General features: G+C 61.5%; 13 protein-coding genes. 7 read left to right on the plus strand and 6 right to left on the minus strand.

The window, feature by feature from the left end:
* Window positions 1-405 precede the first annotated feature (405 nt).
* The 5 genes from AC07V9_RS13395 (at window position 406) to AC07V9_RS13415 (ending at window position 3,748) form a co-directional block, all read left to right on the plus strand.
* On the plus strand, window positions 406-729 hold the full coding sequence (locus AC07V9_RS13395; protein WP_495016184.1) for a hypothetical protein: 324 nt from the start codon (window positions 406-408) through the stop codon (window positions 727-729).
* Window positions 730-929: 200 nt separating this feature from the next.
* The gene (locus AC07V9_RS13400) at window positions 930-1,247 is read left to right on the plus strand and encodes a putative quinol monooxygenase (RefSeq protein WP_495016185.1); all 318 of its coding nucleotides are present in this window, start codon (window positions 930-932) and stop codon (window positions 1,245-1,247) included.
* Between the two features lie 226 nt (window positions 1,248-1,473).
* Window positions 1,474-2,805: an OprD family porin gene (locus AC07V9_RS13405; protein ID WP_495016186.1), complete on the plus strand. Its 1,332-nt coding sequence runs from the start codon at window positions 1,474-1,476 to the stop codon at window positions 2,803-2,805.
* Between the two features lie 110 nt (window positions 2,806-2,915).
* A complete protein-coding gene (locus AC07V9_RS13410; RefSeq protein WP_495016187.1) occupies window positions 2,916-3,335 on the plus strand; it encodes a cupin domain-containing protein in 420 nt (139 codons plus the stop codon).
* A 149-nt stretch (window positions 3,336-3,484) separates the two neighbouring features.
* Complete coding sequence (locus AC07V9_RS13415; RefSeq protein WP_495016188.1) at window positions 3,485-3,748, plus strand: hypothetical protein; 264 nt, start codon at window positions 3,485-3,487, stop codon at window positions 3,746-3,748.
* 26 nt (window positions 3,749-3,774) lie between these two features.
* Here the strand turns inward: AC07V9_RS13415 and xylB are convergent, their stop codons facing one another.
* The 5 genes from xylB to AC07V9_RS13440 all read right to left on the minus strand — a co-directional run bounded on the left by xylB (window position 3,775) and on the right by AC07V9_RS13440 (window position 9,999).
* The gene (gene xylB / locus AC07V9_RS13420; RefSeq protein ID WP_495016189.1) at window positions 3,775-5,259 is read right to left on the minus strand and encodes a xylulokinase; all 1,485 of its coding nucleotides are present in this window, start codon (window positions 5,257-5,259) and stop codon (window positions 3,775-3,777) included.
* Window positions 5,260-5,288: 29 nt separating this feature from the next.
* Window positions 5,289-6,287: a LacI family DNA-binding transcriptional regulator gene (locus AC07V9_RS13425; protein ID WP_495016190.1), complete on the minus strand. Its 999-nt coding sequence runs from the start codon at window positions 6,285-6,287 to the stop codon at window positions 5,289-5,291.
* A gap of 26 nt (window positions 6,288-6,313) precedes the next feature.
* Window positions 6,314-7,255, minus strand: coding sequence for an ABC transporter substrate-binding protein (locus AC07V9_RS13430; RefSeq protein WP_495016191.1), 942 nt, complete (start codon window positions 7,253-7,255; stop codon window positions 6,314-6,316).
* A 61-nt stretch (window positions 7,256-7,316) separates the two neighbouring features.
* Complete coding sequence (locus AC07V9_RS13435) at window positions 7,317-8,309, minus strand: ABC transporter permease subunit (protein ID WP_495016192.1); 993 nt, start codon at window positions 8,307-8,309, stop codon at window positions 7,317-7,319.
* A 139-nt stretch (window positions 8,310-8,448) separates the two neighbouring features.
* Window positions 8,449-9,999, minus strand: coding sequence for a sugar ABC transporter ATP-binding protein (locus AC07V9_RS13440; RefSeq protein ID WP_495016193.1), 1,551 nt, complete (start codon window positions 9,997-9,999; stop codon window positions 8,449-8,451).
* Window positions 10,000-10,355: 356 nt separating this feature from the next.
* Between AC07V9_RS13440 and AC07V9_RS13445 the strand changes: the two genes are divergently transcribed.
* Entirely contained in the window at window positions 10,356-10,571 is a 216-nt protein-coding gene (locus tag AC07V9_RS13445; RefSeq protein WP_495016194.1) for a hypothetical protein, read from the plus strand.
* A gap of 12 nt (window positions 10,572-10,583) precedes the next feature.
* On the opposite strand, the gene AC07V9_RS13450 is transcribed toward AC07V9_RS13445, so the two are convergent.
* Window positions 10,584-12,947, minus strand: a complete 2,364-nt coding sequence (locus AC07V9_RS13450; protein WP_495016195.1) for a DNA polymerase II — start codon at window positions 12,945-12,947, stop codon at window positions 10,584-10,586.
* Window positions 12,948-13,090: 143 nt separating this feature from the next.
* Here AC07V9_RS13450 and AC07V9_RS13455 point away from each other — a divergent pair, with 143 nt between their 5' ends.
* On the plus strand, window positions 13,091-14,329 hold the full coding sequence (locus tag AC07V9_RS13455) for a M20/M25/M40 family metallo-hydrolase (protein ID WP_495016196.1): 1,239 nt from the start codon (window positions 13,091-13,093) through the stop codon (window positions 14,327-14,329).
* Window positions 14,330-14,346: the final 17 nt, after the last annotated feature.

Here is a 14,346-nt window from a genome sequence, read left to right on the forward strand (position 1 = left end):
CTAGACAGCCCTGGAAAACGTCGTGGTTTTGTAGGTGATCGCCTACAGCTTGCAGCCGTGAAAGCCCCGTATTCATTGACCAACGCAGGAGTTGTCTAGCATTCGAGAAATTAATATCAATGCGCCACATTCACGGCTGACAGCCCCCTCTCGGGGCGGATTTGCACGGCGTTTGTGACAGTCACGTGTCATTCGCAGCGCTTTTCGGGCAGCCGTATGGCCAGGACCGTTCATTTGACGAAAGAGTAATGTGGGGGATGTGTTTCGAAGTTTTGCAGAGGCTGGCTGCTGTCATGTCTCTTTTGTGGTCATGAATGATGGCCTACCGCCTGTCGGGAAAATGGCACCTCTGCATGTCGCCACCAGACCAACGTGTATCCACTACACAGAAAAGGGATTCACATCATGATCAAGACTCGACTGACTGCCCTGACCCTCGCCAGCCTGATGGCCATCGCCACCGGCTCAGCCTTCGCAGGCTCTACCGGCCCGACCGATCCGGTTGGTGCCGATGCCACCGGCCCACGTTCCAGCAGCGCAGGCCCTAATACTGACGGCACCCCAAAAACGAACAACAGCTCGACGCCTGGCACCAAAGGCATGGGCAGCTCGGACGGTAACGGCTCTGCGGGCCAGGGCGGTGGCATGAGCAACGGTAATGGCATGGGTGGCAGTGGCGGCGGCGCAGGTGGCGCGGGCGGATCGGGTGGGTCCAGCGGTTCCAAGTGATAGCGCTCCATCCTCCTCAATAAACTGTGGGAATGGGCGTGCTCACTCCCACAGTTTGCTCGATGTTTGCCCCCTTTCCATTTTTTCACCTATCAATTGGCCTCCCCGTCAATCACATGATTGGATACTGGCAATTGCGCGCGTCCCCACTACTATGGCAACGGTTGAGAACACGACCTCGTTGCGACGGAGACATTCGCATGACCCAGGAAGTAGCCAGCAATACTGTTCGAATCTACGCAGCTCATGGCCGTTCGCAAGAACTGGGCGAGTATCTGGCCACGGTCGTGAAACGACTGCCCACCCTGCCCGGCTGTATTTCCGGCGGGCTTAATCGCGACAAACATGACGCCGACCTGTGGATCATCGATGTGCACTGGGACTCGTGCCAGGCCATGTCGGAACACTTCGCCAAGCCCAGCAACGAAGGCCTCAACGGCCTGTTGAGCAATTGCTTCGTGCGCCAGGTGGTCTTCGACAGTGACGTCGAGCGCTGCGAACTGCCAGGGACCGTCTAAACCCGTTGATCCTGCTCAACGGCTTAAAAAACACTTTAAGCAACCGCCTTAATTGCCTGTTAATTAAACCAATCGTCTGAAAAGTGACCGTTGGAGGCTTAATTGCGTGCGTAAAGTGGCGAACGTGCAGGCACCGATTATTCTTTGCGACTTGCAGGCAATGCCGGGCTTTTACCTTGAACAAGTAATAGCGCTTTGCCTCAAAGTCCTGAGAGGTCATGCCATCATGAGAGTGTTAAGTCTGAGTCTGATCGCCTTGGCGGTATCGGCGGGATATACCCAATCAGTAGAAGCAGAAGCCTTTGTCAGTGATCAAGCTGAGGCAAAAGGCTTTGTCGAAGACGCCAAACTGGATGTGTTGTTACGCAATTATTACTTCAACCGAGACGGTAAAAGCGGCGCCGGTGATCGCCGCGACTGGTCCCAGGGCGCTCTGGCCAACTTCAGTTCCGGATTCACGCCGGGCACGGTGGGCTTCGGCGTCGATGCGTTCGGCTGGTACGGGCTGAAACTCGATGGGGGTGCCGGCCATTCAGGCACCGGCAACATCCCGGTGGACAGCAGCGGCAGCCCCGAGGACGAGTTCTCAGCAGCGGGCGGCGCCCTCAAGGCGCGCATTTCCAAGACAGAACTCAAATGGGGGACGATGCAGCCCACCGCGCCGGTCTTCGCCGCCGGGGGCACGCGACTGTTCCCGCAGACGGCCACCGGATTCAGCCTGCAGAGCAGCGAAATCAAGGGATTGGACCTTGAAGGCGGCCACTTCACGGCAGGCAATGGACCGCAGCACACTAGCGCCAACGGCGAACTGTTTGCCAGCTATGCAGGCGTTACCACCAACAGCGTCGATTTTGTCGGCGGTAAATATGCGATAAACGACGCGCTGTCCGTGCGGTTATATGGTTCGGAGTTCAAAGATATCTGGCGCCAGTACTACGCCAATGCCAACTATGTACTGGCCCTGCCCAGCGAGCAGTCGCTGACCTTCGATTTCAATATGTATCGCACTAACGATGAAGGTCAGGCCGAGGCGGGAAAAATCAATAACACCACCTGGTCATTGGCGGCAGCTTATAACTTCCTGGCCGGTCACACCTTTACCCTCGCCTATCAGAAAGTGCATGGCGATGAGCCTTTCGACTATGTTTCGTTCGGCGATAACGGGCCGGGCACCACGGGCGATTCGATCTTCCTCGCCAACTCGGTTCAATACTCGGACTTCAACGGCCCCGGCGAAAAGTCCTGGCAGGCGCGTTATGACCTGGCGATGAGTACCTATGGCATTCCGGGGCTGAGCTTCATGGCCCGATACGTCAACGGTCGGGACATTGACGGCACCAGGATGGCCATCGACAGCCCCTACCGCGCCTACGGTTATGGCGAAGACGGCAAGCACCACGAGACCAATCTGGAGGCCAAATACGTGATACAGGATGGTCCGGCCAAAAACCTGTCGTTGCGCATTCGCCAGGCCTGGCATCGTGGCAATGCCGATCAGGCCGAGGGGGATCAGGATGAATTTCGTCTGATCGTCGATTACCCCATCTCGGTGCTGTGACAGGGTTGGGCCTGCAATTGGCCCCCTGGTTTTTCCTCGGATTGGGAGTGTGGTGGACGACACGGCAGGCTTAGCGTGTCGTCTGTCCTTCCTTTTTCCGAGAACCCACCATGAAACCTGTCAACCTCCTCGCCGCTGCCCTGTCCTGCCTGGCGCTGTCCTTGCCGCTGTCGTTCAACGCACAGGCCCACGATCAAGCACACGAAAAAATCACCGTGCTGGAAAATCACCCGATGCTCAATGCGCCGGGCAAAAAAGCCATGGCGCTGACCGTGGATTACCAACCGGGTCAGGTCTCGATTCCTCACAGTCACAGCGGCAGCGCCATTGCCTACGTGCTCGAAGGCGAAGTGATTTCCAGGGTCAACGATGGCAAGGCGATCACCTACAAGGCCGGCCAGACCTGGTACGAACCTGCTGGCTCCAAACACTACGAATCGCGCAACGCCAGCGCGACAAAACCGGCCAGACTGCTGGTGTTCATCCTGCTCGATGACAATGGCGAAGTGCTGACGCCACTGCCGAAATGAACCGGTCCGCAACCCCCGGCACCGCTCTGGCCCGCGCCACCGCTGGTCCGGGGGCCTGATTTCGACGCTAAACATTTGCCCATAACTGTCGATAAGCCATCAGTAGAGCCCGAATACCGGGCCGCAATTTTCGAGCGAAAGGCATAGGTATGTACGACATTTATCTGCTGGTGGAACATGGCCGCGATCAGGGCGAGGTGTCCGTGCTTGGCTGGTTCGATGACGAACGCGCGGCCAAGGACACCGCAGAAGCCATGGAATGGAAAGCGTACCGCGAAGAGTCCAGACGCCAGCAGAAATGGTCGAGCCAACCGCTGCTGCCGCCCAATGAGACGTCCCATCGGCGGTTCTGGGTCAAGGGCATTTCCAAGTTCAGCCATACCCCCGCGCCGAGGTCATGGGCGGTGCATTGAAAGGCTTTTGCCTCCGGGCGGCGCAGCTAGCGATGCAACCCCTGCGCCGCCGTCAGCAACCCGCGAAACTTCCCGTACCGCGCCTTCAGCACCGACTGCATTGACGGCATCGGCTGATAGCGGGCCTTGACCGGCATGCCGCGCTGCAACAAATCGGCGCCCTGCCCGATGGCCAAAAAGCCCAGTTTCGCTGCACCGATGCAGGCGCTCAGCTCGCTGCCGTGCAAGGTGTAGACCTCGCGATCAAGAATGTTGGCCAGCAATTGCGCCCAGTATTCACTGCGCGCACCGCCGCCCACCAACGCGCAGGCCTGGACCCTGGCCCCCGCCGAAAGCGCTGCATTCATTGCGTCCATCAGCCCGAATCCCACGCCTTCCAAAACGGCGTAACCGAGCATCTGCGGTGTGCTGTCGTGGCCCAGGTTCATGAAACCGCCACGCAGCAGCGGGTCGTTGTGCGGCGTGCGTTCGCCGGCCAGATAAGGCAGGAACAGCGGATTGCCTTGAGCGACAGGCTGATCGACAGGCAACGCGGCCTGCACACGGTCAAGCAGGGTTTGTTCGTCGGGCTGACCGAGCAAGCGCGTCACCCAGCGCAGGCAGCTGGCGCCTGCGAGCATCGCGCCCATGGTGTACCAGCGATCAGGCAACGCATGACAGAAACTGTGTACGGCACTGGGCGGGTTGCCAGCGGCGTGATCGGTGATCGCGACGATAGCGGCGCTGGTGCCAAGGGTGACGAACGCATCGCCTGCGTTGATCGCACCGATGCCCACCGCCGAGACCGGGTTGTCGCCGCCGCCTGCCGCAACCGGGAGGTTGATGGGCAAACCGAGCCGGTGAGCGGACTCAGCCATCAGGCCGCCAGAGCGTTGATTGGCCTCAAGCAGCCGGGGCATCTGCGACAGCGTCAGGCCAGTGGCCTCAACCATTGGCGCGTACCATTTGCGCTTCGCCACATCCAGCCACAGCGTGCCGGCCGCATCGGACATATCGCTGGCCCGCTCCCCCGTCAGCAGCAAGCGCAAGTAATCCTTGGGCGACAACACGCAGTCAATCCGCGCGACCACCTCGGGCGCGTGCTGTTTGAGCCATAACAGTTTGGGCGCGGTGAGCCCTGCCATGGCCAGGCTGCCGGTGGTGTGGGCGAAATCCGGGAAATCACGATTCAGCTGTTCGGCCTGAAGAACCGCGCGGGAGTCGTCCCAGAGGATCGCCGGGTACAGCACCTGCCCTGCTTCATCCAGCAGCACCGCGCCATGCATCTGCCCGGACAGGCCGATGCATTCGATTCGGCGCCAGGCCTCGGGGTGCTCGGCGCGCAACTGCGTCAAGGCTGTCATGCACGCCTGCCACCAGTTGGCAGGGTTCTGCTCCGACCAGCCCGGTTGCCTGCGCGAGACGGTCAACCGCGCCCCGGCCTGACCCAGTACCGCGCCGGTAGTGTCGAGGACAATGGCCTTGAGCTCCGAAGTGCCTAGGTCAATGCCGAGAGAGACTGCATGGCTCATCGTTTGTCGACTCCGTTCGCCCGCGATGCTCAAGGGCATCCACATGAATTTCGTATGCGCAACGTCGCCCCCAGCCGCTCGGACTGGCGCGTGCCGTCGGGGTTGTCGATACGTTGCAGCAGCAATTGCACAGCCCGAGCCCCGAGGGCCTGCACCGGCTGGGCGATGACACTCAGCCGCGGCAGGAAGAAATCCGCCCAGTCGAAGTCGTCGAAGCCCACCAGCGCCATCTGCTCGGGGACAGCGATTTTAGCGTCCCGCAGGGCGTGCATGGCGCCGATGGTCATCAGGTTGTTGGCAGCCATGATCGCGGTCGGCGGCGTCGGCAATGCCAACAGCTCGGCAGCGGCGACGCGGGCCGATTCACTGTTGGATTCCCCGTTGACCAGCAGCGCCTCATCGAACCTCAGGCCGGCTTCGGCCAGCGCCAGTCGATAGCCTTCGATGCGCTCTTCGGTCGTGCTCAGGCCGCGATATCCGGCGATCATGCCGATGCGACGATGGCCATGGCCGATCAGGTGCGTGACCAATTCGCGGGTCGAGTTGCGGTTTTCCACCCCGACCTGATCGAAGCCTTGCGCCGCCATGCGGTCCACCAGCACGGTGGGAATGGCGTTGGCCTGCAGATAGGCCAGCGCAGAGCGTTCGGGGTCGCTTGAAGGGGCCAGCAGAATGCCGTCGACCCGCCGATGGTGCAGCGCCTTGACCACGCGCAACTCCTGCGCGGGGTCATCGTGGGTGTCGACGAACAGCATCATGATGCCGTGGCGCGCGCACTCGGTTTCGATGGCGTGAACGGTTTCGCTGAAGTAGTGGTTGGACAGCGCCGAGATCGCCACGCCAATGGTGTTGGTGCGCGAGCGGGCCAGTGAGCGCGCGAGGGTGTTGGGGATGTAACCCAACTCCCGCACGGCCTGCTGCACCGCATCGACGGTTTGCGGGCTGACCTTGCGCGTGCCGTTGAGCACATGGGACACCGTCGAGGTCGACACCCGTGCGCGGCGCGCCACGTCCTCCATCTTGACCACTGCGTTCACTCCCCCCGTTCAGCGTTTCAGTGCTTGCTTGACCAGCCGGTGTAGGAGCCGACGTTGTCGCGGGTAATCAACTTCGGCGTGAGCTGGGTCACCGCTTCGGCAGGTTTTTTGTCGTTGAGCAGGTCATTGCCGATCACCACCGCCTGCTGCGCCATGGCCCATGGGTCCTGGCTGGCCGATGCCTGTATCGACGAGTCGGATTTCAGCGCGTGTTCGATGTCCGGGGCGCCGTCCACCGAGGTGATGACGATGCCGCTGCGTTTCAGCTGTTTGGCCGCCAGGTCACTGCCGATGGCTTGCGGGTCATTGATCGCGAACAGACCGTCGATTTTCGTGAAGCGCGTCAGGTAACCCTGCATGGCGTTGAGACCGCCGTCGCGGGAGCCTTTGGCGTCTTGGTCGTCGGAGAGAATCTTGATGTCCGGCGCTGCGGCGAAAGCCGATTTACAGCCGGTCACGCGGTCGGTTACAGCCGTCACCTGCGGGCCGTTCTCGATGATCACGTTGCCCTTGCCGGAAAGCTTGTCGACGATGAACTGACAGGCCAGTTTGCCGGCCTCGACGTTGTCGGTCTGCACCGTTGCATCAACGCCCGCAGCGCTCACGTCGACGGCAACCACTTTGATGCCGGCCGCCTGAGCCTTCTTTATCGCTGAGGCAATCGCTTTTGGATCGACCGCGTTGATCAGGATCAGGTCCACACCTGCCGCGATGAAGTTGTCGATCTGCGAAAACTGCTTGCTCAGGTCGTAGTCGGCGGACACCGAGGTGACTTTGGCGTTGGGGTTGATTTCCAGCGCCTTGGCCTTGGCGCCGTCGGCCAGGGTGACGAAGTATGGATTGCCCAACGAACCCAGGCTGATGCCGACGGATTTCAGCTCACGGGCCTCGATGCCCTGAGACAACAGCGCGGCCAGGCAGAGGGATACGACAGCAGGGAATTTGCGTTTGAAGTTCATGATTTCTCTCTTGTGATTATTGTCAGAGCCATTGTTGAAACGCATGCAGCCAAAATAACGATCAGGTCCGCGCGCCGGACTGACGATAGCGGTCCAGCGCCACGGCGCCGATGATCACGATGCCCTTGATGATGTACTGCCAGATGTCCGAGACGCCCAGCAGCACCAGGCCGTTGGTCAACACGGCAATGATCAGCGCGCCGATCAGCGTGCCGCCGATGGTGCCCACCCCGCCGGTGAAACTGGTGCCGCCGAGAATCACCGCCGCGATGGCGTCCAGCTCATAGGATTGCCCCAGCTGCAGGCCGTTGGCCGCGAACAGCCGCGATGCACTCATCACCGCACCGAGCCCCGCCAGTGCACCGGAAACCGCGTAGACGAACAGCAAGACCTTCCACACCTTGATCCCCGACAACCGCGCCGCCTCGGGGTTACCGCCCACGGAATAGATCTGCACGCCCATGACCGTGCGCCGCAGGATGAACCAGGAAATCACGATGACCGCCACAGCGATGACCACCAGCCACGGCACGCCGAGCACCGAATCGTTGCCGATGAAGGCAAACGGCAGGTCCGGGTTGAACACGGTTTTGTCGTCCGCCAGCAAGCGTGCCAGACCGCGCATGGCAGTCAGCGCGCCAAGGGTGACGATGAACGGCGGCAGGCGCATGAAGGCGATCAGGCCGCCATTGACCAGCCCCAGCAACAGGCCGAACCCGATGCCTGCGAAGATGCCGAGCATGCCCCACTGTGGCGACATCGAGGCCTGCAGGGCGACCACCGCGGAGGCTGCGAGAATCGCGCCGACCGAGAGATCGATGCCGGCCGTGAGAATGACAAAGGTCATGCCCGCCGCCAGCACCACGTTGACCGAAGCCTGTTGGGTGATGATCGACAGGTTCTGCCAGGTCATGAAACTGTCCGTCATCAGCGCGAAGCCGATCAACAGCAGGATCAGCACCGGCAACATGCCAATGGTGCGCATCAGCTCACGGGCACGTTCGCGCTTGCTGACGGCCGCCACGCTTGGCGAATTTTCCAGGGTCAGACTCATGGCCTAGCCTCCTTTATTGTTATCGGATAGTTGCGATTCCTGTAGGAGCGCGCTTGCCCGCGATGGCGGTGTGTCACCCACAATTGCATCGCCTGGCACCCCGCAATCCCGGGCAAGCGCGCTCCTACAAGGCTTTGTGTCAGGCTTGAACAGCCACCTGCTCACCCCCGGTCGCCAGATCAATGATCCGCTCCTGAGAGATCTCATGCCCCGACGCGCCACCGACCTGCGCCACCAACTGCCCTTCGCGCATGATCAGCACGCGGTCGCAGGTGCCGATGATTTCCGGCAGCTCGCTGGAAATCACCACGATGCCGACCCCGGCCTTGGCCAGTTCGTTGATGATCCGGTAGATCTCCGACTTCGAACCGATGTCCACGCCGCGCGTCGGCTCATCGAGGATCAGCACACGGGGCTTGACCTCCAGCAGGCGCGCCAGCAGCACCTTCTGCTGGTTGCCGCCAGACAGCGCGCCAACGTTGACCTTGCCCGAGGCCACGCGAATTGACAGTGAGCGAATCGCCTCCACCGCCCGCTGCGCCCCGCGCCCGCGATCCAGTACGCCACCGGCATGGGCATCAGGTACACAGGCGCAGACGTTGATGTTGTCGCGCACGCTCATGTCGAGAAACAGCCCTTGGGCCTTGCGATCTTCCGTCAGGTAAACCACGCCGGCACGGATCGCATCGGCGGGATTGCGCAGCTCAGTGACCGGTTTACCGGCGACTTCCAGGGTGCCCGAGGTGCGCGCATCTGCCGCAAAAATCAGCCGCGCCAGCTCTGTGCGCCCCGCCCCCACCAGCCCGGCGATGCCCAGCACTTCGCCTGCGTGCAGGTCGAAACTGCAGGGCTTCACACGTTTGCCATCGGCCATGTCGCGCACGCGCATCACCACCGCGCCGGGGTCATAGGGTGCGTGTTCCTTCTTGTAGAAACCGGACAGATCACGCCCCACCATCATCTTCACCAGCGTCTCCGCTGACAGCCCGTCACGCTGCAACATGCCGACGTACTCTCCATCGCGCAGTACCGACACGCGGTCGGACAGCTCGTAGATTTCCGCCATGCGATGACTGATGTAAATGATCGCCAGCCCTTGATCACGCAGTTGCTTGATCAGCGCAAACAGGCGATCGGTTTCCCGGGACGACAGCGGCGTGGTCGGCTCGTCCATCACCAGAATCTTCGCCCTGGCGTGCAGCGCCCGGGCAATTTCCACCAGTTGGCGCTCGGCGATCGACAACACGCTGACCTTGGTCGCAGGCTTGAAGTCCGCACCCAGGCGCACGAGCACCTCGACACAACCCGCCTCCATCGCCTTGCGATCAATGGTCCAGCCGCGACGCAGCTCACGTCCCAGGTAAATGTTTTCGGCCACGCTGAGGTTCGGGCACAGGCTCAGCTCCTGATAGATCACCGCGATGCCCCAGGCTTTGGCGGTCAGCGGGTCGAACGCCGCCAGGGTCTGCCCTCCCATGCGAATTTCGCCACCGGCATCGGCCTGATAGGCGCCGGAGAGGATTTTCATCAATGTCGATTTGCCCGCGCCGTTCTCCCCCATCAGGGCGTGAACTTCACCGGCATACACTTTCAGGGCGACGTTTTTCAGCACGCGCAGGCCATTGAAGGTCTTGGAAATGGCGTTCATTTCCAGCACGGGCAAGGGATGTTCGGCGAGATCGACACTCATGGGCGAGTGTCCGCAGAAAGAGGAAGCGACGCCTCGAGCGTCGAGAAAACACGCGGCAGTCCAGCGGGCAAGCTGTTCATGGGTATCTCCGAGGTTTCTTGTTTTTATGCCTGGGCCACCTCATTGGGGCGGCTCTCGGGAATTGCGTTGTGGCACTCTAGATCAGCTGAAACGATTCACGCAAGCGCTTGCGCTTCAAAAAAGTCAGAAGGGCGACCGGATGCACTTGCCTTCCCATAGACCCAGTACGCCCCGCATCGCCGGGCCTCCACCCGCGATGCAGAGCATTGTCAGCCTTGGATTAGCCGCTTTCCGGAGAACTGCTACGCTGCTAGTCCTGATCTGGAGGAACCGCCATGAATAACGACCCGCTTCCATCCCTGCTGTACAGGCTCAACCAGAACACCCTCGCCCTCACCAGCGCGATCGAAGAGATCAGCCACTGGATCGATCAACAAGGCACCGAGGGCATTGCAGAGACCGTGACCGCTTATTTGAAGGTGGTGACCGACAACAGCAACGTCATCGCCGACTCACTGGCCGAGCTTACGGTGAAGGATGCCAAATACTGAAGCCAACGTCCCTTAGAACAGGCCCATTTGCCCGCCGACCAGCGTGGTGAAGTCTTCGTCGACAAACGGCAGGATCGCATCGGCAATCGGCTGCAGCTGGCGGCTGATGTAGTGGTCGTAGTCGATCGGCGAGCTGCGCACTTCCAGCGGCTCGGGGCCGGCCAGGGTGATCACGTAGCTGATTGATCCACGATTCTGGTACTGCAGCGGGCGACCCTGCTGGCGGTTGTAGTCGTCGGCGATGCGCGCGGCCCGCACGTGGGGCGGGACGTTACGCTCGTAGTCGTCCAGGGCGCGGCGCAGGCGTTTGCGGTAGATCAGCTGGTCGTCGAGTTCGCCGGCCAATGTGCGACGCACATAGTCGCGCACGAACTCCTCGAACGGGCGGTGGGTGAAGATGCGCAGGTAGAGTTCTTTCTGGAAGGTCTGGGCCAGCGGCGACCAGTCGGTGCGCACGCTTTCCAGGCCCTTGTAGACCATTTCGTCTTCGCCGTTGGCGCGGGTGACCAGCCCGGCGTAACGCTTCTTGCTGCCCTCCTCTGCGCCGCGAATGGTGGGCATCAGGAAGCGTTTGAAGTGAGTCTCGAATTGCAGCTCAAGCGCGCTCTCCAAGCCGTATTCATCCCGCAAGTGCTCGCGCCACCAGTCGTTGACGCCCTCCACCAGTGCTTTGCCGATCTGCGCAGCCTCTTCCTGACCATGGCGGCGTTTGAGCCAGACGAAGGTGGAATCGGTATCGCCATAAATCACCTCATAGCCCTGAGCCTCGATGAGCTGGCGGGTCTGGCGCATAATCTGGTGCCCGCGCATCGTGATCGACGACGCGAGCCGGGTATCGAAGAAGCGGCAGCCGCTGGAACCGAGCACGCCGTAGAAAGCGTTCATGATGATTTTCAGGGCCTGGGACAACGGCGCGTTGCGCTCACGCTTGGCCGCCTCGCGGTTCTCGGCCACTCGCGCGACGATGGACGGCAGGCAGTGCCGGGTGCGGGAAAAACGCCCGCCGCGAAAGCCTTCCACCGACTCGTTGTCATCGGGGTGCTTGAGGCCCTCGATCAGGCCCACCGGGTCGATGAGGAAGCTGCGAATGATCGACGGGTACAGGCTCTTGTAGTCGAGCACCAGCACCGAATCGTACAGACCGGGGCGCGAGTCCATGACGAAACCGCCCGGGCTGGCCTCGGGCATGCGCTCGCCGAGATTGGGCGCGACGAAGCCCTGGCGGTGCATCAACGGCATGTACAGATGCTCGAAAGCGGCCACCGATCCGCCGCTTCGGTCGGCGGGCAAGCCGGTGACCGTGGCCCGTTCCAGAAGAAACTTGAGCAGCTCGGTCTTCTCGAAAATCCGCGTGACCAGCTCGCAGTCCTTGAGGTTGTAGCGCGCCAGGGCCGGCTTGTCTTCGGCGAACATGCGGTTGATTTCATCCATGCGCTGGTACGGCGTGTCGATGGCCTTGCCCTCGCCGAGCAGGGTTTGCGAAACGTTTTCCAGGCTGAAGGACGGAAAGCTCCAGGTCGCCGAGCGCAGCGCCTCGATGCCGTCGATGATCAAGCGCCCCGCCGCCGAAGCGAAGAAATGATTGTTGCGCGCGCCATGTTCGCGCCAGGTCATGGCCTCGCCGTCACGCCCCAGACACAGCGGTACATTGAAGCGTCGAGCGTGTTCGTGCAGCACGCGCAGGTCGAACTGCACCACGTTCCAGCCGATGATCGCGTCGGGGTCGTGCAGCGCCATCCATGCGTTGAGCCGCTCGAGCAATTGCGCGCGGCTGTCGCAGTAATCGAACTTGAAATCCACGTGGGATGCGTCGCCATTGGGCGGCCCCAGCATGTACACCTGACGCTCGCCGCAGCCTTCAAGGGCAATGGAATACAGCTCGCCACGCTCGGTGGTTTCGATGTCCAGCGACACCAGTTTCAGCTGCGGGCGGTAATCGGGCGCGGGTTTCATCTGCGCCTCCAGCAGCACGCCGTTGGCATCGGGCTGGCCACTGAACTGCACGGGCGCGGTGATGAAACGTTCCATCAGGTAGCGCTCGGGCGGTCGCACATCGGCCTCATAAACGTCGACGCTGGCACTGCGCAGCTCTTTTTCCAGGTTCATCAGCTGGCGGTGCTGGCGGGTGTAGAGGCCCATCACCGGACGATGGCGGAAATCACACAGATGCAGCGGCCTGAGCTCGACGTTTTGCTCTTGACGCAGCACCGCTTCGGCACGCTCGCGGTGCTGCTCGGGAATGAACGCCGTCGAGGTCTGCAGCGGCAGGCGCAGGTGGCGCGGACCGTCGTCAGTGGCCAACCAGAAGTCGACCTCCGTGCCTGCGTCGGTATCACGCCAATGCCGGGTCAGGACAAAGCCCTGCTGTACATCCACCGCTGTAACCTCGATAACGATTATTTCCAGGGCGCGATTCTACGGCGATCAGCGTGGGAAAGCGCGTGATCCGGCCATGCTCGGGAACAATACCGCGCGCCAGGCCCTCAGAAGATCACTCGCACACATCTGAGGGATCCAGCATGCACGTACGACGTACCACCCTGACGGCCGCCATCGCCGCCTCATTTTTTTGCTCACTGGCCGCGGCCGCCGACCTGCCTCCCGATCAACTGCTGAAAAAAGCCGAAGCCGAACAAAAGCCTTATCTGGCCACGGTCAAACAGCTGGTGGACATCGACACCGGCACCGGTCAGGCGCCTGGGTTGAAGACGGTCAGTGCAGTCCTGGTCGATCGTTTGAAAGCCCTGGGCGCCACCGTGGAAACGACGCCAGCCACGCCCTCGGTGGGCGACAATATCGTCGGCACGATCAAGGGCACCGGCAGCAAGACCTTTCTGTTGATGATTCACTACGACACCGTCTTCGGGCCAGGCACGGCGGCGAAGCGGCCGTTCCGCATCGAGGGCGAGCGCGCCTATGGGCCGGGAGTGGCGGATGCCAAAGGAGGCGTGGCCATGGTCCTGCATTCACTCAAGCTGTTGCAGGATCAGAAGTTCAAGGACTTCGGCACCCTCACTGTGCTGTTCAATCCGGACGAAGAAACGGGCTCGGCGGGTTCGAAGAAAATCATCGCGGATCTCGCCCGCAAGCATGACTACGTTTTCTCTTACGAGCCGCCGGACAAGGACGCCCTGACGGTGGCCACCAACGGTATCAACGGCGTATTCGTCGATGTCAAAGGCAAGTCTTCCCACGCCGGGTCCGCCCCGGAAGCCGGACGCAACGCGGCGATGGAACTGGCCCACCAACTGGTTCAACTCAAAGACCTGGGTGACCCGGCCAAGGGCACGACGGTGAACTGGACCCTGATCAAAGGCGGCGAGAAACGCAACATCATCCCTAACAATGCGGCGGCTGAGGGTGACATGCGTTACTCGGACTTGAGTGAGTCAGATCGCGTGTTGGCCGATGGTCAGCGCATCACCAAAGACAAGCTGATCGACGGCACCGAAGTGACCTTTCGCCTGGACAAGGGCCGCCCACCGCTGGTGAAAAACCCGGCCAGCGAAGACCTCGCCAAGACCGCGCAGGCGCTATACGGCAAGATCGGTCGCAACATCGAGCCGATCGCCATGCGTTTCGGCACCGATGCCGGCTACGCCTTTGTACCTGACAGCCAGAAGCCTGCGGTGCTGGAAACCATGGGCGTGGTCGGCGCGGGGCTGCACGCCGACGACGAGTACGCGGAACTGTCGAGTATCGCGCCGCGCCTGTACCTGACCACGGCGATGATCATGGAACTGTCCCGCAAGCCCTAAAAACCGGGCGCTGTCAC

The sequence above is a fragment of the Pseudomonas sp. GW821-FHT02A11 genome (assembly GCF_059421985.1).